This is a genomic window from Caproiciproducens sp. LBM24188 (assembly GCF_054130445.1).
This window is the reverse complement of record NZ_CP196862.1, coordinates 1,470,361-1,490,076: the sequence shown is the minus strand read 5'-3', so window position 1 is coordinate 1,490,076 and position 19,716 is coordinate 1,470,361. Positions and strand designations below refer to the sequence as shown.

Sequence of the window (19,716 nt, the reverse complement as noted above, 5' to 3'; positions counted from 1 at the left end):
GATGATGATTTTATTTACTTAATAATGTTAATGACTAAAGAAAAATATATGAGGAAAAATATGAGGAAAATTGATATTGATAACAAAAACAATCAGCTTTAATCAGCTTTTTCCTTCTGTAATTACGTATTTCAGTCGGGAAAAGTAACTCGAAAGCTCGCGAAGGGAATACATATAATTGAACTGGGTTCGCACCGATTCAACGTTCTGCTGTTCCACATCGACATTATTTCCGTCCAGCCTGGACGTCAAATCATCGGTAACCGTCACCGACGGCTCAACATCTTTAATCTGCTGATTCACATCTTCCTGATTGGAAGGATCCGCCAGAAGTCCCTTCAGCTGATCTTCAAAACTAACTACTTTACTTTTATAACCCGGCGTGCTCACATTTGCTATATTATCAGATATTGCCTGCTGCCTGGTCCAAAGGCCCTCGAGGTCCTTGCTGAGCAGATTGATTGGTAAACTGTCCAGCCAATTCAACAAAACCGCCTCCTGAAATTCAACTTTAGGGGGATTTACGTTTATCCCGTCATAACAATTTTTTTGAAATAAGGTTAAACTAAAATTAACGGTATCCTGTGACCCAACATAAATCCATTATATACAATGTGTGTCAAAAGTCAATCTTTTTCGACAATAAGCTTATAAAAAATGTATTAACTTAATAGTTTGGTAACATTTAGTTAATAAATTATTCATTTTATAAAAATAAAGAGTTGATTTTCCGTTTTGCTAAAGTATTTTTAAGATATGCCGATACTATTTTCGAGGTGAATTGTGATGATGATTAAGAATTCCAATTATATACCCGGCGCTGTTTCAACCCCCTACTCCGTGCAGAAGTCCGAGGCCGTTTCAGGCGCTTCCAATAAATCTAACGCTGTGAAGCTAAACCAGATTTCCGTACCAAAAAATCTGGATACCATTGAAATTTCAAAACAAGCGATTCAAAGCAAAACTTCCCTGTCGCAAACACGTGACCAGATCCTTGCGGATATCAATCAGGACAAGGATATCTCTTTTCTGGAAACATTAAAAGCAAAGATCCAAGCAAACGAGTACAAAATTGACTCCAAGGAGCTTTCCAGAATTTTAACCATCGGCACAAACTCGGAAGACTGAGGACCAACATTTCTTACCTATATATATTGTTAAAATGGAGATTCTGCAATGTTAGAGAAAGCACTGGCAAATGAATTCATTGATTTTTTCCAAGGCTACCTTTCATTTTATAAGGACTTTTTTCAGCTGGAATCACAAAAATTTGAGGATATTTCTATGAATCGGCTGAATAAGCTGGATGAATGCGTAAACCGCGAAGAAGCTTTTATGTTAAAATCACGCGGGCTGGAAGCGGAACGTGACCGTCTGGTGGCAAAAGCAGGAAATCCGAAAGCAACCTTTAAAGAGCTGATCCCACTGTTTGAACCTCCGCAGCGGGAACAGATTCAGCAAATTTATGATGAACTTTATCAGGTTCTTCGCTCTTTTAAGGAAATTAATCTGCGCTGTAACTACCTGACCGAGCTGCGGCTCCGCCGGGTGCAGGCGGATATTAAGAAATTGGAAAAACGTCCTGATCTTCAAAAAATATATAATGCTCGAGCCAAAGAAAACAATATTCACACAAGCTTCATCTCAAAAAAAGTATAAAGGACATTTATATATAACATTTATATATAATTGATACTAATAAAGCGTTATCATAAAATTTAATTTAAAAGGGGAGATTTTCATGCCATCCACCTTTTCCTCCTATTATATGGCGAGAAGCGGAATTCAAACCGCTCAATACAATTTGAAAGTAACCGGTCAGAATATGACCAATGTAAATACGGACGGGTACACCCGCCAGCGTTTGGTTTCAAACGCCCTTGCGTCCACCACTCGGAACGCAATGTATGCCAATAAAGACAGCCTCGGAATTGGGGAAGGTGTCGAAAGCACAAGTGTCTCCCAACTGCGCGATCCTTTCCTGGATGTGCGTTACCGTATGGCAAGCACGAAAACCGGCATGACCGGCGTTCAGCTTGACGCCATGAACGACATGGAATCCGCGCTGGATGAAATCAGCAAGAACGGAATCAACGCCCAGCTGACCGAATTAGTAAGCGAGCTGAAGAATCTGGCTGCCACTCCTTCGGACACGAATTTGGAGACCATTGTAAAAACTGCCTGCACAAAGCTGAAAGATGAATTCCACAAAGCCGCAAAGCAGCTGGAAGATATCCGCACACAGCAGCAGGGCGCGTTTCAAAAGTATGCGGTTGATAAGGTCAACACGCTTCTGAAAAACATCGCTAATGTGAATCAGGAAATTAAGAGCGCGGATATTTCCCAAACGCCCTGTTTGGAACTGCTGGATCAGCGGAACTCTTATCTGGACGAATTGTCCCAATATTTGGACATCGACATTTCCACCAGGCAGTACTCGATTGGCGCGGGAAGAACAGTGGACGTTCTCGTTGTGGATATGAAAGGCGCCGACGGCACCAACTACAACCTGATTGATGACGACCAATACAGTACTTTTTCTGTGAAACAGAACGTTTCTGTTGATTATGTGACTTCGCCACACAACGACGTATACTATACGAAAAATTTGGATACCGCCGTTTATCTGACCAACTCCAAGGGTGAGCTGCTTGGGAAGAAAGCCGCTGACGGAACCACAACTCTTCCCCTGAATGATCAGATTGCCAGTGGTGAATTTGCCGGTTACCTTTCCATGCTGAACGACAACGGCGAATACGATATTGCCGCTTCTGGCACCTCCGCAAACGGGGATACTTACCCTGCTGTTGCGGCAACGACCCGCGGCATCGGCTATTACCAGAAAACATTGGACAAGCTTGCCGGCGCATTTGCGCAGATGATGAACAACGTGAACAGCACCAATGTGACATTGGATGACATGGGAAACAACGCTTCTAATTTGCCGAACAAGCCTTTGTTCACAACAGACGACGGTATTACGACTGACATTTCCCAGATTACCGCCAAAAATATTTCAATTTCCAATGCATGGAACTCTGCGGTTGGCAACTTTATTACGGCAACAAAATCAGAAACACTGGTTGGGGTGGACAATTCCAGTGCCGGGAAGAATATTCTCTATATGATCAACCAGTTTACACAGGAGAAAACCTTCTATACCGATTCTACAAAAACTACCACACTTTTCACCAGCAGCCTCGACTCGTTTATGTCCACGCTTTCTACTACACTTGGGCAGGATATTAACACTACGTCTAATCAGAATACATCGTTTACTTTAACGCGCAATGATATCGACACACAGCGGCAGGCAATTTCCTCCGTCGATATCAACGAAGAAAGTATAAACATGATTATGTATAATCAGGCGCTGGCCGCCTCCTCCCGCTTTATGACCACGCTGGACGAGGCAATCGACACCATCATAAATAAAATGGGCGTGGGCTGATTTTAGATTAGAACAGGAGGATTTTCATTATGCGAATTACGATGAATATGATCAGTAAGCAATACAACACGAATTTGAACTCCTCGCTTTCTGATTTAAACCGTGCCTACCAAAGAGGAACCGATTACCGCACGTTTACCAAAACTTCAGAAGATCCGTTTGCCGCTTCAAAAGCGTATCGTCTGCGGAGGGAATCCACTGAAAATACCACCTGGCAGAGCTTAGTGGAAGATACGGTCGACCAGTTTACCACGGCGGAAAGCGCCATGCAGTCGATTTATAAGAATGTGGTGAAGGAAGCTGGTTCCGGCGACTGTTTACAGGCGATTAACGGAACAATTAATAAAAGCAACCGGCAGACAATCGCCGCTAAGCTGCGCCAGCTGCAGAAGGAACTGGTAGCTCCCTGCAACACCAAATACGGGGACAAATACATTTTCGGCGGTTCCGATATGACCGAGCCTCCCTTTACTGTGGAAAGCGGAACAAACGGAACCCAGCTTTATTACCGTGGTGTCAATGTGAATGACGGAACCTTACTGAACGGAGAAACCACAAACCTAAATGGCGCTCTAATTCAGTTTGGTAAGAATTCAGACGGAACCCTGAACCAATCGGACTTTGACGGGAAAAAGATTTCGATTGAAACCGTAGGAACGTCTGGGACTTTTTCCGTGGACACCTCTGCAACAGATACGGTCGTAATTAAGGTTCCGCTGGATGCCGGCGCAACCAATCAACAGCTTTACGATGAGTTGAAAAAACATTTTTCCGGCCTGACCATGTCCGGGGATATGAACCGCCCAATCTCGGACGGGATGACTTCGGATTATGCCGTAACAAAGCAGCTTTCACAGGATCAGCTGAAGGATCTGGCCAATGAAAGCAGTATGATTGATATCGGCATGGGGCTGAATTTTGAAAGCGATGGAACCATCAACGGACAAAGCGTGTTTAACGCAGCCATTCCTGGAATTTCTTTTCTGGGTTACGGCGTTGCACCCGATGGTACCTCCAATAATTTATATACGCTTTTGGGCGATATTGCGCAAAAGCTGGAGGATTCCGCAGCGGATGGCCATGCGGAAACCTTGTCTGATAGTGAAGTGGAGGATATTGAAAAGCTGATCAATAAGTTTAATGATCAGGGGACCAATCTTCTTTCGAATATTACAGAGGTTGGAACCAAATCCGATTACCTTAACACAACCAAGAAAAACCTGGAATCCATGGGAGATGCCATCACGGAGAAAGACGACCGGGTGGAATTCATGGATCCGGCAACTGCTATTATGAACTTTTATATGCAGCAATACTCCTATAATGCCGCGCTCAATATGGGAACAAAGATTCTGACGAAAACCCTGCTTGACTTTATGGGATAAAGTTGCAATTCACCACAGTGGATTGCAATTCGGAAATCGCTGTTTTGGCACACAATGCCTCCCCGCCTTTGGCGGCGCGCTTTCCGGATCTGCGTTGTTTTCTATATTTATCAGCTATAGAGCTGGTTTCACTTTTCGGAAAGATTTGTATTGAGGAGGCCCTCTATGGACGGGAATCAGGCGGCAATCCAAAACACGGAATTAAAAACACAACAGCAAAATATTATTCATTTTTCAGAGGGAATCCTCGGATTCGAGGATATCCATGAATATCTGCTGTATCACGAAGATGAAAACAATATTATCTGGAGCCTTCAGGCCGCAAATTCGGATATTCCTTCCTTTATTGTTATCGACCCGTTCACGGTTTGCCCCGGATACAATCCGACGCTTACCGAGTCGGAGTTGCGTGGCTTTGGCAACCCTGACCCAACCGATTTGTGCTTTTTGGTGATTGCGGTCATCCGTCCCGAACCGAGTGAATCAGTGGTTAATCTGAAAGCGCCGATTGTAATCGATATTAATACCAGAGAAGCGAAGCAGATCATTCTGGAAAATTCCGAATATCCTCTCCGCTATCCCCTGCTTGGCAAGCAGTGAGGAGGGGATAATGTGCTGGTTATTAGCCGAAAAGTTTCCGAATCCATTCTGATTGGCGACAATATTGAACTGGTTGTATCTGAAGTCAGTGGTGACCGAGTCAAAATCTGCATTAATGCACCGAAAGAAGTACACATCGTACGAAAAGAGCTGCTAGAAACGCAGGAATTGAACCGGGAAGCCAGTATTCTTCCAAAGCAGGATGCCTTGGAAGAAGTAAAAAACAGGCTGAAAAGAAAGTAAAAAGAAATGATAAAAAAATTTTTATATTCCCTAAATTTTTCCCTTTTTCCACCGAAATAAGTGGTGTAAGCAAAAAACTTACGGCTTCGGTATTTGTTCCCGCGCCCGCAGGGCCCGCAGGTACGGGAATTGGTACATAAATTTATCAGTAAAGAACAGGGATGTTCTTTTCTAAAGACGTTTGGGCAAATGCCCGGCGAATTAAAATCAAAGTTTCAGGAGGAAAAAAACTATGCGTATTCAACACAATATTGCCGCTTTAAATGCGACAAGACAACTCGCTACCAACAACAGTGCTCTTAGCAAGAACATTCAGAAGCTGTCTTCCGGCTACAAAATCAACAGTGCCGCTGACGACGCTGCAGGACTTGCAATTTCTGAAAAAATGCGTGCTCAGATTCGCGGCCTGGATCAGGCAACAAACAACGCGAACGACGGTATCTCCCTTGTGCAGACCGCAGAAGGCGCACTGAACGAAACCGCTTCCATCCTGCAAAGAATGGCTGAACTGGCAACACAGGCTTCCAACGGTACTTATCAGGATGACGTTGACCGTACGAACCTCCAGACCGAAGTTGACAGACTGAAGAAGGAAATCGACCGTATTTCCACTTCCACCAATTTTAACCAGATTAACCTGTTGGATGGTTCTTTGTCTTCCGCTTCCGGTGCTAAAAAAGTTAGCTATACCATCGGTACCACCACATCATCTCCAACAGCTACTGGCGGTGTAGCAGCCAGCCAATCCGTAACGGTATCTGCTGCTGGTGCCACCAGTACTGGAGCGTTAGACATTACGTACTTAGACAATGACGGAAATGTCAAGACGGTTTCTGTTTCTTATGCCGGTGCTGCAGATGATAATGCCAATATCCAGAATGCATTGAACGCTACTTCTTTGGCAGATCATTTTGATATCACTGTTTCGAGTGAAAAGATCACATTAACCGCCAAAGAAAAAGGAGCCAGCAAATTCCATCTGGTGAGTGTTGCGCAGTCAATTGATGGTGCTGCATCTACAGAAAAAACACTTGGTACTTATACGGCTGGCAAAGACGATGTCTTTACAATGGACCTTTCTACTGTCGATGCTTCTAATGCAGCAAGCATTGGTACCTTTGAAATCGACGGTAAGAAGTTCCAGATTGTTAAGACTGGACAGAAAGCACAGAACGGTTATATTGCTATTTCGACTGATACCGGTAAAGTATCAACTAAAGATGATACGGATTCTGTCGTAGCCCAGTTAAAGCAGTATGGCCTTGATGCCAAAGCTAATGCTACAGATGGAAACATCGATATTACCGCAGCAAAGAGCGACGAAAAATCCGGCAATTCTTTGATGTTCCAGATTGGCGACAGTGCTACAGATGATCAGCAGGTTTCTTTGAACATTGCTGATATGAGCACAAAGGGTCTTGGTATTACTGATATCGATATTTCGACCCAGAGTGGTGCACTGGCTGCAATTAACGTAATTAAGACCGCAATCAACACTGTTTCCACCCAGAGAGCTGAACTCGGCGCCCTGCAGAACAGACTGGAGCACACGGTGAACAACCTTGGTACCACCAGTGAAAACCTGACCTCCGCTGAGAGCCGCATCCGCGACGTTGACATGGCGAAGGAAATGATGGAAATGACCAAGAATCAGGTTCTGGCTCAGGCTGCACAGTCCATGCTTGCTCAGGCCAACCAGCTGCCGCAGAGCATTCTCAAGCTCTTACAGTAATTTATTACCCGCGCTACCCGTACAAATTAAGCACTTGCAGCGGACATCCGGCCATAACCGGGTGTCCGTTGTTTTTTCTATATGAAATACCTAATAATCTGCTTCGTTTAGCCGATATATTAATCGTGTTTATCTTGACGATTGGAGCAAATGGGTATGAAAGCAAAACTTACAAAATCGGCTAATCTATTTCAAAATGACGGATATGGACCATATAGTGGATATGATTTAAAGCTGACGATTGGAATGATAGTAAAAAATGAAGAGAAAACACTGGAAGATTGCTTGACGGCACTAATGCCTATTCTGAACGCTTTGCCGTCGGAATTAATTATTACAGATACGGGCAGCACCGACCGTACTGTGGAAATTGCAGAGCAATATGCTACTAAAGTTCTTCATTTTGAGTGGTGCGATGATTTCGCCGCAGCCCGAAATACCGGGTTAGAAGTCGCGCGCGGGCAATGGTTTATGTTTTTGGACGGGGACGAAATTTTTGAGGATACACAGGAGATTATCGACTTTTTTAATAGCGAGGAGTACGAACAATATGGTTATGCCTCTTTTGTTGTACGAAATTATTTAAATCTTCAAGGAACGAGATATCAGGATTTTCATGCGCAGCGTTTATTTCGCCGATTTTCCGGAATGCATTTTGATGGCACCATTCATGAACATATGAATCGGGTTTTTTCACCCGGAAAGTTCTTTGAGTGTTTTGTTCATCATTACGGCTACGCTTTTTCATCCGAGGAAGAAAAAGAAGAAAAGCGGCTTCGTAATTTGACCTTGCTACAAAAAAATCTTCTTGACAATCCAGAAAGTCAAAGAGATTTATTTCAGCTTGCCCAGGAACAAGCCACCTATAAACAATTTGACCAATCATTTGAAACCGCTGTATCCGGTCTAGAAATCGAAAAAAAATCGCCAAATCGACTATTCCATCTTGGATTTATTTTATTTGCAGTAAAAGCATTATTTTGCAAAGAAGATTATGAGGCTGTAATTTCTTTTTGCAATGAGCATATCCCCGCAGAAGCAAAACCAGAATTACCCTATCTGGATTGTTTTTTCTATCAAATTGCCTCAGCAGATAAATTAAACCGTTGGGAAGAGGCAGTCGAAGCCGGAAATAGTTACCTGAAAATTTATGAACTGTACGAAAAGAATCAATTTCAAGATGCGGTTTTGACGTTAACATCATTTGTATCCATTACTCCAGCGGCCAAAGAAAGCGTTTTGTATCTCTTGGCAAAAGCCCATCTTCAATTAAGACATGCAGATGATGCGATTCAAACACTGAGTCTTTTAGACCTAACTCTTCCAGATTCCATCACAAAAACAACCACGCTTTATGTAGAATTTGCAAAGCAATTTAGCGATTACAGCGTTTTCGGAGATCTGTATCAGAAGGTTCTGGAACTTCACAGCGAAGATAAACTTAATGCCTTTATTGCCTACATCGAACAATATGTTCTTTCAAAAGAGGATAAAAGAGAAAGTATTCTATGTGCTCTTGCCGCTGTAAACTCTGCCCATCCCTATTCCCTACTCTGCCGTCTTCGTTTGGCTCAGTCTGAAGATTCCAGTAACTCCATACAATCGCTTTTAGAACAGTTTACACAGCTAGAAGATAGTTTTGATCCATTATATTCCGACTTTCTGTATTGCGGCATGAAAGAAACGATTCCATTGTGCAGATTATTGTCCCGATTTGATTCAGAAGATTTTTCATCGATTTTCGTTTATCTTCAAAACCAGCACAGCGACTTTCCGGAAGTTTCCTCGCGATACCTGGAAAACGCGGCGGCAGAATCTCCAAAGGAATTGTATTGGATGCTCTATCTGCTGGAACGGCTGATTCTGAAACGAGCAGAAGAAAAGCAGGAAGACGAGTGCGCAGAGCTACTGGAAAATTACGCCGAAGCCGCAGGCAGTTATTTGAATCTCGTTTACCGGAATGACCAGCTGGAGGAAGTGTGTGACGTTCTCCCCCGCCTTCACCGCTTCATGTTCTGGATTGGAAAAGCTTTTACCGCAAAGCAAAGCGGCAATGCTTCTGTTTACCTCAGCAGCCTGCGTAAGGCGCTGAAAGCCTACCCGGTGATGAATAACCCGATTCAAATTTTACTAAGCCGCTACGAAGCGGAAGAGGAAAAGCGGAGGGCTAACTCCGATGAGTTCGCAATGCTTGCCCAGAAGATGAAAAATCAGGTAAAACTGCTGATTGAGCAGGGGCATCTGCTTGAAGCGGGGCAAATCGCGCAGAAACTGGCAAAATTAATGCCAGACGACAAAGATATTCAGCGTTTCCTGCTGCAGACCAGCGTAAAACCGGCCACACAGGAAATGATTTCAGAACTAATGCAATAAATCGCAGAAGGGTGCCGCCAATGAAACTTCATTGGCGGCACCCTTCTTGATGAAAAAATTGCTTGCTGGCTATAAGGTTTCCAGCAGGCAATTCTTTTTTAGAACGGGATACTTTCGGTTAGTCCAAACCGGAAGCCGACTGCGGATAGGAATAGCTGTACTTATTGTACCGTACCGCGCTGTAATCTCCATAGTTGTAAACATTTACTTCGCCCATTCTGCGGTAAAACAAACCGGCGTAGAATTTGCCTCCCGCCTGATTCCAGAGGATCATTTCACTGCCGAACGCATGCGCATTGGTATAATTCAAGTCATGTACCAGCGAAGCCTGATTGGAAAGCCGGACATAGCCGGAATTCATCCACCCCTGGCTGCCGTTGCTCAGGGTAATCTCATACCAGCCATCCCTGATATCCGTAAAATTGCTGCCGGTCACAGTCACCGTGGAACCATTGGAAACGCTGCACACCTGTGCGCTGTTCACACTGGGCGAACTGCGCAGAATCGCGTCGGCCGTCACAGTAGCGGAAACCGAACCGCTGGAGAAGTCCGGTGGAACAACCGCATTTTCCATAATCTTTTTGAAATCCGGTTCATTGGAGCAGTTGAAATAACCGGCTCCAACATTGTAGGCAAAGCTGATTAGACAGTCCGCCTGACTTTGGTTCATCCGGAAATTGTTGTTATGTATCATTTTATTCAATTCCGAAGTATAGGACGAATTATTGATTTTATTGACCAGAAGGGACCATGCTTCTGTTTTGGACAGGTTATTGTAGAAAACCGCGTTTGCCCCGAACGTGCAGCCATAGCCAATGGTGGGAACCTGATTGGCGGTCAGCTGATCCGCATATACTGTCGCACGGTAACCTTCCCACTGCGCAATTAAAGAAATCATCTGGTCGCTGATTCTGCGGTCTTCCGTTGTGCTAACCGAAAAATCCTGCTGGGTGGACACATAGGCGTTTGTCGTATAGCCTGTGGAGTTCATTTTCCCATTCACCGAAGCATAGGTTGAAAACGTATAGGTTCCTGGTATATTGAAGGTCGTGGTGGCCTTCCAGATTCTTACGGTTGTTCCTCCCGTGGTTTCTGTTGTGTAAGACGATGCGCTCACAGAACTGGTGCTTCCGTCCGGCGCGGTAATCGCAAAACGAACTCCGTCGCGGGTCGTATCTGTCACAGCCGTCAGCGTAACGGTAGTACCCGGCCCGGCGATATTCGGTGATGCATAAGCCGTACGAACCGGTTCCGCATCCGTAACCGTCACATTACAGGTTGCCTTATAGGAACCGGACGACGCGGTAATAACCGCGCTTCCCTTGGAAACCGCATAAACATATCCGTTGGATACGGTGGCAACCGAAGTGTTACTGCTTGTCCATGTAACGGAAGAGCCGCTTGGACTTACATTCGCCTTAATGTACAGGGTCTTACCCATTGGGACGCTCTGGGAAGAGGTGGACAGGGAAAGGGAACTGGCATTCCCTGTGCTGCCGCTGGAATAATTGAATTTGATGTAATCTGCACTGACATATCCTACCTGTCCGCCAGAAGTCTGAACCTTTACCCAGGCGGAATTGGAGGTATCGAGAACCGTAAGGTTCGTACCGTTCGGAAGATTCGCCAGAATTTTACCGGATGTGCTGGGCTGATCCCGCAGACGGAGCACATCCGCCGTTACGGTAGCTCCAGTAACGGCAGGCGTTGAGCTTCCGCTGCTGCTGGAGGGTTCGCCGCTTGGGTTGGCATCGTCAGCGCTGCTGATGATGAGCTGGCCTCTTGGGCACCAGCCTTCTTTTCCGGAGGCGGTTTTTACCTTAACCCAGGAAGCATTGGAATTATCCGTAACCGACACCACCACCCATTGTGCAATGGTATCTACTACGCCGTAATTTTCCCCGGGGCCACTGCGAACACTTAATTGAGCGACCGCCTGGCCGGCCAGCTTTGTACCGGTCGATGCAGGAGGGGTGGTCGGTGTGGTAGGTGTGGTGGGTGTGGTAGGCGTTGAAGAAGTCGGAGAGGTCGGAGACGTTGTAGATATTTTCAAATACTGCTTAAAACAGTATCCTTGTTTTCCCGAAGAAGTCTGCACCTTGGCCCACTGGGCGTTGGAATTATCCAGAACCTTTACCAAAGTGCCTTTTGCAAGCGTTACAATAACCGCGTAATTGGTTCCGGCGCCCTTGCGCATATTCACATAATCCGTCGTCTGAGCCGATAACGTTGTTGTGGAACTGCTGGAAGTCGACGTGCTATCCGCCGGCTTTGTGCCTGTGGAGCTTGTGCCGGACGCAGAAATCTTCAGATATTGTTTGGAACTATATCCTGTTTTCCCGTCCGAGGTGCGCACCTTTGCCCATTGGGCATTGGAATTGTCGATCACCTGAACGGATGTGCCTTTTTTTATGGTAGTCAGAATGGAATAAGAAGTGCCTGCTCCGCTGCGGAGATTTACATTGTCAGTCGCGACCGCCGTACTTGCGGTCGCATTGCTGGAAGCTGTGCTGCTGGAACCGGACCCCGTCGACGAGGAACCGGAATTGGAATAGGAAAGATACTGCTTAAAGCAGTACCCCTCTTTGCCTGAAGTGGTTCGCACCTTGGCCCACTGCGCGTTGGAATTGTCCAGAATGGTGACCGTTACGCCCTTGCTCAACGTTAGCAGCACCTTATTGTTTGTACCAGCTCCGGTACGAAGGTTCAAATAATCCGTTGTAACAGCGGTGGCAGCAGAATAAGCCGTTACACGGGGCAATGCAGTGACCACAACGGCTGCCGCGCATACAAGAGAAACAGCCCCTGACACAACTCTTTTCATCTGATTCAATTTTTTCACTCCACAATAATTTATTCTTAATAAAGCGATACTTCTTATTGAAAGCTGGTCTGCATCGGCTTGACCAGTGCAAATAAAAACAATGCCAGGATAATTGTGCCTGATCTTCCAGAATATTATGTTTCATTATACGTCAAAATAGTATTTTTTTCAACCAATATCGGGAATTCTTGCAGATCTGACATCAATTTGTTACCTACCTGGCAAAACATTACAAAAGAAAAAAATTTTGCGTCCAACCTTCCTTTTCTCGAAATTTTGATTGACAAAATCTGTAAACCGTGTTACGATAAACCTGAAAGTTAGCAATAGCTTACCAATGAATGAAGATAAATTTCCAGCTTATACTATTGAGGAATAAGTTAAAGAAGGTGTATGTAATGTCAGAATTAAAAATTAAGGCTGTAACCGGAAGAGAAATCCTCGATTCCCGTGGAAACCCGACTGTAGAAGCGGAAGTCGTTCTAGAAAACGGGGCTTGGGGCCGCGGCGCAGCGCCCAGCGGAGCATCTACCGGTTCGTTTGAAGCTCTGGAGCTGCGGGACGGCGATAAGACCCGCTACGGCGGAAAGGGCGTTACGAAGGCAGTAAAAAATATCAACAGCACAATCGCTGAAGCAATCCATGGAATGAACGCCGCGGATACGGCCGCCATTGACCGGAAAATGATTGAAACGGACGGCACTAAGGAAAAATCCGCTCTGGGTGCAAACGCCATTCTGGCGGTTTCCCTGGCCACGGCCCGCGCTGCAGCTAACGCGCTTGACCTGCCGCTGTACCGTTTTATCGGCGGAGCGAACGCCAATACGCTGCCGGTGCCAATGATGAACATTCTGAATGGCGGAGCCCACGCGGCGAACAATGTGGATATTCAGGAATTTATGATTATGCCAACGGGGGCAAAGTCGTTTCAGGAAGGTCTGCGCTGGTGCGCAGAAGTGTTCCACAAGCTGGCATCCATTTTGAAAGAAAAGGGTCTTTCCACCGCCGTTGGCGATGAAGGCGGCTATGCGCCGAATCTGGAAACCGACGAAGAAGCCATCGAGTTGATTCTGGAAGCGGTAAAACAAGCCGGCTACCATCCGGGCGAAGACTTTGTCATTGCGATTGACGCGGCATCCAGCGAATGGAAAACGGAAACCGGTTACTTGCTGCCGAAGCACCAGAAAGCCTATACAACCGACGAACTGATTGATTTTTGGAAAAATCTTGTGGCGAAATACCCCATCCGCTCCATTGAAGACCCGCTCGGGGAAGAAGACTGGCAGGGCTGGGAGAAAATCACCCGGGAACTGGGGAATAAAGTCCAGCTGGTGGGCGACGATTTATTCGTAACCAACACCGAACGCCTTCAGAAAGGAATTAACCTACACTGCGGCAATTCCATTCTGATTAAGCTGAATCAAATCGGTTCCCTGACAGAAACGCTGAACGCAATCAAAATGGCGCATCAGGCCGGCTACACCGCCATTGTGTCGCATCGTTCCGGCGAAACGGAAGATACCACCATTGCGGATTTGGCCGTGGCACTCAATGCCGGGCAAATTAAGACAGGAGCCCCCAGCCGCAGCGAGCGTGTTTCCAAGTACAATCAACTGCTGCGCATTGAAGAAGACCTTGGCCGCAGCGCCGTCTACCCTGGAATCAACTGTTTTTAATTTTGAAACCAAAAAACAGCATAAAAAATCCGGCGCCTTTCTCCGGCGCCGGATTTCTTTTATTATTTTGGAGCGCTCTCCGGGTTCCCTGCCAAATCCTTAATAACTTCGCCGGCCAAAATCAGTCCGGCGACGGAAGGCACAAAAGAAATGCTGCCGGGAATTGCACGGCGAACCGTGCACTTGCGCTTTGTTCCCGGCGGGCAGACACAATGCTCCCGGCAGCTGATGCTCATATCCTCCAAAGGAGTAAGCGGCGGCTCTTTAGAATAAACCACCTTCAGCTTTTTGATTCCCCGGGCCTTCAGTTCTCTGCGCATCACGCGCGCCAGCGGACAGACGCTGGTACTGTAAATATCCGCAACCTCAAAACGGGTCGGGTCCAGCTTGTTCCCCGCTCCCATACAGCTGATGATGGGTACACCGGCCTTTTCGGCCCGGACAATTAGTTCCAGCTTGGAGGAAACGGTATCAATCGCATCGATAATATAAGAGTATTTTGAAAAATCGAACTCACCCGCATTTTCCGCAGTGTAAAAACACTGATGTGTAACCACCTCGGCGTTCGGATTGATTGCTTCAATCCGTTCCCGCATGACGTCCACCTTTTGCTTTCCGATGGTTTTACGGGTGGCAATCAGCTGACGGTTAATGTTCGTCAGGCAAACCTTGTCGTCATCAAAAAGTTCGATGTGGCCCACCCCGCACCGGGCAATCGCCTCCGCAGCGTAGGAGCCCACCCCGCCGATTCCGAAAATCGCAACCGAAGCGTGTTTTAATTTTTCCATTGCCTCTTCCCCCAGCAGCAGCTGGGTTCTTGAAAATTCATTCAGCATAAGTTCATTGCTCCACCTGATTCAAAAATTCCTGTATTCCGTTCACAGATTCTTATGTTATCGCAAATCTATTTTACTGTCAAACGAATTTGATTGAATACAAAATATTTTTATAAAATCATACATAATCACTATGTTATACTTGACGAATACCCTATCGAACTATATTATTAGTAATGGAACAAGAGCTGAAACATTGCAAAGACAATTGTTTCAAATTCAGGAAGGAGATTGGAATGAGAATTTCCTCAAAAGGAAGATATGGCCTTGCCGCCATGATTCATATAGGCCAGAATTATGCGAGCAACGAATGCATTACCATTATCAGTATCTCGGAAAAGCTGGGCATTTCCAAAATTTATTTAGAGCAGGTTTTTTCGTTATTAAAAAGAGCGGAACTTGTGACCGCCGCCAAGGGGGCACAGGGCGGATACCGGCTTGCCAGAAGTCCAGAATCCATTAACGCTTATGAAATTCTGCGGGCACTGGAACAATCGCTGTTTGAAAAGACAGAGGAATCCGTCACGGAACATGCCAACGAAATTGAACAGGCCATGCGGAAATGCGTTTACACGGTGATTGACAATACGGTGAAAGAAGCTCTGGAAAAGGTATCCCTGGAAAGCCTGATTCAGGAAGTGCAGGACCAGAGGCAGGGCGAAGCGCTGATGTTCTACATCTGATTGCAATCCATAGTTTCTCTTTTTACGCAGATTTTTATGTTACAAACAGAACCGAAAAAGGTGCCAAGGGATAAAGCTTCATTTATTCCTTGACACCTTTTTTAACGTATAATCAAGCCCAAAAAGTGGGAAAGGTCACAGGCCTGTTCCGGGGTTACAATCGCGCCGCGAAGCTCTTCGCCGGACAAAACAATGCCGCCGATGTCGCAGGTGGTAAAATTGATGCCTTTCAGCGGCGTTTGAAACAGCTCCGCGCGTGTCAGCCTGCAGTGCTGAAAAGAAACCGACTGAAAAACGCATTGCTGAAAGCCGCCTCCCGAAAAATCGGATTGTTCCAAGGTAGTATGCTTCAGCTTTGCTCCGGCCAGGTTGGCCATGCTACAGCTGCAGTCCAGCACCGTGGTATGCTCCCACACCGATTCGGTAAAGTCCGCACCCACCGCTTTGCAGCTTTCAAACCAAACCCGGCGGAACAAGCTGCCGGAAAAGTCGGCGTTGGAAAGGTCACATTCCCGAAAAAGTACGTCCGCAAAATATGCGCCATGGAACCCATACCCGCTGAGCCGGCAGTTTTCGAACACACAATTCTGAAACTCCGGAGGAAAATCGGGCATTGTGTTGACGTCCTGCGGATCGCCGATGATACGGAAAAAGCGATACCCCGTAATTGTGCGTTCCTCTTCCCTTGCTTCCCGAATCAATTCCTGAAAATTCCCGCACTCCCGCAATACGGCTGGCTGTTTTTCTTTCATATTGTCACCCGAATTCGAACAAATTTTCTTTTGCCAGTATAAAACATTATGTTCTTTCCGTCAAGCCATAAAAACGGGGGTATTCGGAATGGATTCATACCGAATACCCCATTTCGGGAAATTGCCTGTGAATCATCGTCAGGCATGATTTCGTTTGTCTTTTTATTCTTCCTTCGCCAGTTTGCGCTGAATTAGTTTGATAAGTTCCACAATCGGGATAATGGCAAAGGCAAGGCCCAGCGCCACAACATACTCCAGAAGCGAAATTTCCTCGAATCCGAAGGCGGTGGAAAGCACCGGAATGTAAATAACCGCTGTGGTCAGCAACAGGGAAACCAGCATGGCACCCAGCAAGAAGAAGTTCTGCTTCTTTATGGTCAGGATGGAGCCGCGCTGCGAACGCATGTTAAATGAATGGAAAATTTCCGCCATAGACATGGTCAAGAACGCCATGGTCATGCCATCTGGACTATTGGTAATTTCCCAAACTCCGTTTTCAATGAAATGCCCGATAAAGTAAGCGGCAAGAACCAGAAGCGTAGTTAAAATGCCCTGATACGCAACGTCAATACCGACTCCGCCCGAGAAAATACCATCTTTGGATTTTCTCGGCTTACGGGACATCAGGTTTTGCTCGCCCAGTTCCATACCCAGCGCCAGCGCCGGGAAGCAGTCTGTAATTAAGTTAATCCACAAAAGATGAACCGGCTTCAGAATCACAAAGCCAAGCAGTGTTGCAATAAAAACAGAAAGCACTTCACTCAGGTTCGAAGCCAACAGGAACTGAATGGCTTTGCGAATGTTATCGTAAATTCTGCGGCCTTCCTCCACTGCAGAAACGATGGTGGCAAAGTTATCGTCCGCAAGCACCATATCCGCAACGTTTTTGGTAACGTCCGTGCCGGTGATGCCCATGCCAACGCCGATGTCGGCGGTTTTAATGGACGGTGCGTCGTTCACGCCGTCACCGGTCATTGCGGTAACCATTCCTTTTTTCTTCCACGCCTCTACAATGCGGACCTTATGCTCGGGCTGAACGCGCGCGTATACGGAATATTTCTCAATATTGCGATCGAGCTCTTCGTCGCTCATCTCGTTCAGCTGGGAACCGGAAAGAGCCTGCGACGCATCCGTAATGATACCAAGCTGTGTTGCAATGGCAACGGCGGTGTCTTTATGGTCGCCTGTAATCATAATCGGACGGATTCCAGCCGTTTTGCATTCTTCAATCGCGCCGATTACTTCCGGACGGATAGGGTCGATCATGCCGACCAAGCCAATCAGGGTTAGGTTGTTTTCCAGCGCATCGGCTTCAAAAGCAGTCGGTTTTTCGGTGTGCATGCGATATGCCGCGCTCAGCACACGAAGCGCTTTGTCTGCCATACGCTTATTTTCCGCAAGCATTTCCCGGCGGATGTCGTCCGTTAACGGAACCGGCTTGCCGCCGCGAAGAATGTGCGTGCATTTTTTGAGGACTTCGTCCGGAGCACCTTTTGTGTACTGAATGAAGCCATTCTCAGCAGCGTGAACGGTCGTCATCATTTTGCGCATGGAATCAAACGGAACTTCTCCAATCCGGGGAGCCGCTTCTTTCAGTTTGTTTTTATCCAGTGAAAGCTTTGACGCGTAATTTACCAGCGCGCATTCCGTCGGCTCCCCTTTCGCGTTCCCGGTTTCGTCCAGCTCTGCGTCGCTGCACAGCGCCATGGCTGTTGCCAACAGGGCTTCGTCTTCCCCGTAATGGTCTACAACGGTCATTTTATTCTGGGTGAGTGTACCGGTCTTGTCGGAACAGATGACCTGCGCACAGCCGAGGGTTTCCACCGCGGTCAACCTGCGAATTACGGCGTTTTTCTTTGACATGTTGGTTACGCCGATCGACAGAACAATGGTAACAACGGCGGCGAGGCCTTCCGGAATGGCGGCAACAGCAAGGCTGACCGCAATCATAAAGGTATTCAGAACCACCTGTGTGCTGAAGTTTCCTTCCTTTAGCAGACTGAACAGGAACATGAAAATACAGATGCCAACTACCAGATAAGTCAGAATCTTGCTCAGTTGGTTGAGCTTGATTTGAAGCGGGGTGTCTTTCTGGCCGGCATTTTCCAGCGCGTCGGCGATTTTACCCATTTCTGTTTTCATACCAGTACCGACAACAACGGCCCGGCCGCGCCCATACACAACGGTACTGCCCATGTAGGCCATGTTTTTCCGGTCCCCAAGCGGGACTTCCTTTTCTCCCTTCAGGGAAAGAACATTCATAACTTTATCCACCGGAACCGATTCGCCAGTCAGCGCGGCTTCTTCAATTTTCATGCTTGCGCTTTCAATGATGCGGCAATCCGCCGGAACTGCGTCACCGGCCTCCAGCAGAATCACGTCGCCGGTTACCAGGTCCTCGCTTTTTACGGAAACAACGGAACCGTCGCGAATGACTTTGGAGGTAGCCGCCGCCATTTCCTGCAGGGCTTCGATGGCTTTTTCCGCCTTATTTTCCTGATAAACGCCGAGAATCGCATTGACGATAACGACAAACAGGATAATGAATACGTCGGCAAAGGATTCGTTGGAATAAGCGGAGGTAATCGCGGAAATCACTGCGGCGACAATCAGGATGATGGTCATTGGGTCGCCCAACTGCTGGAAAAAGCGTTTCACCAAAGAATCCTTTTTCGCTTCTGCCAGCTTGTTTTTGCCGTTGGCCTCCAACCGCTTCTGCGCCTGCGGGCTAGTAAGCCCGCTTTCGCTGCTTTGCACCTGTTGGAACACCTTGTCGATGTTTTCCAGATAATACTTCATTGTTTACTTCCTTTCCAGTGTGGACATTTATTGAATAAAAAAACTCATGCACAGCTTTGGAAAGCCATGCATGAGTCTTGTTTATTAAGACAAGCCAGACCGAAACCGGCCATGATGTTGACTTGGCACATACGAAATCGTATGTAAACTACTCCCCCACGAGAATATTCAATTCAACCGAGTGTTCATATAATAACAGGAGGGAAGAAATTTGTCAACTTATTTCTCGACAATCATGACAAAAAGTGCTATAACTATAAAAGAATTAAAATTTTAAGAAAAACAAAGGCTGATCCATGAAAACTGTTGTTAAGTTTTTCCCAACCCAATTTGGTTTTATACATTCTTTTTACAAGAACATT

Annotated in this window: 15 protein-coding genes; 10 read left to right on the top strand and 5 right to left on the bottom strand. The window is 46.4% G+C overall.

All coding sequences use genetic code 11. From position 1 onward, the window contains the following. Positions 1-102: 102 nt before the first annotated feature. Positions 103-486 (bottom strand): flagellar basal body rod protein FlgB, encoded by a 384-nt coding sequence (flgB, locus tag ACSVDI_RS07055; RefSeq protein WP_457945580.1) that lies wholly within the window; start codon positions 484-486, stop codon positions 103-105. Between the two features lie 300 nt (positions 487-786). Between flgB and ACSVDI_RS07050 the strand changes: the two genes are divergently transcribed. The 8 genes from ACSVDI_RS07050 (at position 787) to ACSVDI_RS07015 (ending at position 9,784) form a co-directional block, all read left to right on the top strand. Continuing rightward, positions 787-1,128: a flagellar biosynthesis anti-sigma factor FlgM gene (locus ACSVDI_RS07050; protein ID WP_457945579.1), complete on the top strand. Its 342-nt coding sequence runs from the start codon at positions 787-789 to the stop codon at positions 1,126-1,128. Positions 1,129-1,176: 48 nt separating this feature from the next. Continuing rightward, complete coding sequence (locus tag ACSVDI_RS07045; RefSeq protein WP_457945578.1) at positions 1,177-1,659, top strand: flagellar protein FlgN; 483 nt, start codon at positions 1,177-1,179, stop codon at positions 1,657-1,659. Between the two features lie 82 nt (positions 1,660-1,741). Next, positions 1,742-3,451 (top strand): flagellar hook-associated protein FlgK, encoded by a 1,710-nt coding sequence (gene flgK, locus ACSVDI_RS07040; RefSeq protein ID WP_457945577.1) that lies wholly within the window; start codon positions 1,742-1,744, stop codon positions 3,449-3,451. A 29-nt stretch (positions 3,452-3,480) separates the two neighbouring features. Next, positions 3,481-4,836: a flagellin N-terminal helical domain-containing protein gene (locus ACSVDI_RS07035; protein ID WP_457945576.1), complete on the top strand. Its 1,356-nt coding sequence runs from the start codon at positions 3,481-3,483 to the stop codon at positions 4,834-4,836. Positions 4,837-5,001: 165 nt separating this feature from the next. Next, positions 5,002-5,436, top strand: coding sequence for a flagellar assembly protein FliW (gene fliW / locus ACSVDI_RS07030; protein WP_457945575.1), 435 nt, complete (start codon positions 5,002-5,004; stop codon positions 5,434-5,436). A 12-nt stretch (positions 5,437-5,448) separates the two neighbouring features. Continuing rightward, entirely contained in the window at positions 5,449-5,679 is a 231-nt protein-coding gene (locus ACSVDI_RS07025; protein ID WP_457945574.1) for a carbon storage regulator, read from the top strand. 232 nt (positions 5,680-5,911) lie between these two features. Continuing rightward, positions 5,912-7,411, top strand: a complete 1,500-nt coding sequence (locus ACSVDI_RS07020; protein ID WP_457945573.1) for a flagellin N-terminal helical domain-containing protein — start codon at positions 5,912-5,914, stop codon at positions 7,409-7,411. A gap of 156 nt (positions 7,412-7,567) precedes the next feature. Further along, positions 7,568-9,784: a tetratricopeptide repeat-containing glycosyltransferase family 2 protein gene (locus ACSVDI_RS07015; protein ID WP_457945572.1), complete on the top strand. Its 2,217-nt coding sequence runs from the start codon at positions 7,568-7,570 to the stop codon at positions 9,782-9,784. A 118-nt stretch (positions 9,785-9,902) separates the two neighbouring features. Here ACSVDI_RS07015 and ACSVDI_RS07010 read toward each other — a convergent pair whose 3' ends face one another. Then, positions 9,903-12,608 (bottom strand): SH3 domain-containing protein, encoded by a 2,706-nt coding sequence (locus ACSVDI_RS07010; RefSeq protein WP_457945615.1) that lies wholly within the window; start codon positions 12,606-12,608, stop codon positions 9,903-9,905. A 398-nt stretch (positions 12,609-13,006) separates the two neighbouring features. On the opposite strand from ACSVDI_RS07010, the gene eno reads away from it, so the two are divergent. Next, complete coding sequence (gene eno / locus ACSVDI_RS07005; RefSeq protein WP_457945571.1) at positions 13,007-14,284, top strand: phosphopyruvate hydratase; 1,278 nt, start codon at positions 13,007-13,009, stop codon at positions 14,282-14,284. Positions 14,285-14,346: 62 nt separating this feature from the next. Here the strand turns inward: eno and ACSVDI_RS07000 are convergent, their stop codons facing one another. Further along, positions 14,347-15,120: a tRNA threonylcarbamoyladenosine dehydratase gene (locus ACSVDI_RS07000; RefSeq protein WP_457945570.1), complete on the bottom strand. Its 774-nt coding sequence runs from the start codon at positions 15,118-15,120 to the stop codon at positions 14,347-14,349. 236 nt (positions 15,121-15,356) lie between these two features. Here ACSVDI_RS07000 and ACSVDI_RS06995 point away from each other — a divergent pair, with 236 nt between their 5' ends. Continuing rightward, a complete protein-coding gene (locus ACSVDI_RS06995; RefSeq protein WP_457945569.1) occupies positions 15,357-15,803 on the top strand; it encodes an RrF2 family transcriptional regulator in 447 nt (148 codons plus the stop codon). Positions 15,804-15,904: 101 nt separating this feature from the next. Here ACSVDI_RS06995 and ACSVDI_RS06990 read toward each other — a convergent pair whose 3' ends face one another. Then, entirely contained in the window at positions 15,905-16,555 is a 651-nt protein-coding gene (locus tag ACSVDI_RS06990; protein ID WP_457945568.1) for a pentapeptide repeat-containing protein, read from the bottom strand. 162 nt (positions 16,556-16,717) lie between these two features. Then, positions 16,718-19,354 carry a cation-translocating P-type ATPase gene (locus ACSVDI_RS06985; protein ID WP_457945567.1) on the bottom strand — a complete coding sequence of 879 codons (2,637 nt, stop codon included), beginning with the start codon at positions 19,352-19,354 and terminating at the stop codon, positions 16,718-16,720. Positions 19,355-19,716: the final 362 nt, after the last annotated feature.

Bases quoted from the DNA above. Each gene is read 5' to 3' on its own strand.
- ACSVDI_RS06995 (WP_457945569.1), top strand. From the start codon at position 15,357: ATGAGAATTTCCTCAAAAGGAAGATATGGCCTTGCCGCCATGATTCAT.
- ACSVDI_RS06985 (WP_457945567.1), bottom strand. From the start codon at position 19,354: ATGAAGTATTATCTGGAAAACATCGACAAGGTGTTCCAACAGGTGCAA.
- ACSVDI_RS07010 (WP_457945615.1), bottom strand. From the start codon at position 12,608: ATGAAAAGAGTTGTGTCAGGGGCTGTTTCTCTTGTATGCGCGGCAGCC.
- eno (WP_457945571.1), top strand. From the start codon at position 13,007: ATGTCAGAATTAAAAATTAAGGCTGTAACCGGAAGAGAAATCCTCGAT.
- ACSVDI_RS06990 (WP_457945568.1), bottom strand. From the start codon at position 16,555: ATGAAAGAAAAACAGCCAGCCGTATTGCGGGAGTGCGGGAATTTTCAG.
- fliW (WP_457945575.1), top strand. From the start codon at position 5,002: ATGGACGGGAATCAGGCGGCAATCCAAAACACGGAATTAAAAACACAA.
- ACSVDI_RS07045 (WP_457945578.1), top strand. From the start codon at position 1,177: ATGTTAGAGAAAGCACTGGCAAATGAATTCATTGATTTTTTCCAAGGC.
- ACSVDI_RS07015 (WP_457945572.1), top strand. From the start codon at position 7,568: ATGAAAGCAAAACTTACAAAATCGGCTAATCTATTTCAAAATGACGGA.
- ACSVDI_RS07020 (WP_457945573.1), top strand. From the start codon at position 5,912: ATGCGTATTCAACACAATATTGCCGCTTTAAATGCGACAAGACAACTC.
- ACSVDI_RS07050 (WP_457945579.1), top strand. From the start codon at position 787: ATGATGATTAAGAATTCCAATTATATACCCGGCGCTGTTTCAACCCCC.
- ACSVDI_RS07000 (WP_457945570.1), bottom strand. From the start codon at position 15,120: ATGCTGAATGAATTTTCAAGAACCCAGCTGCTGCTGGGGGAAGAGGCA.
- ACSVDI_RS07035 (WP_457945576.1), top strand. From the start codon at position 3,481: ATGCGAATTACGATGAATATGATCAGTAAGCAATACAACACGAATTTG.
- flgK (WP_457945577.1), top strand. From the start codon at position 1,742: ATGCCATCCACCTTTTCCTCCTATTATATGGCGAGAAGCGGAATTCAA.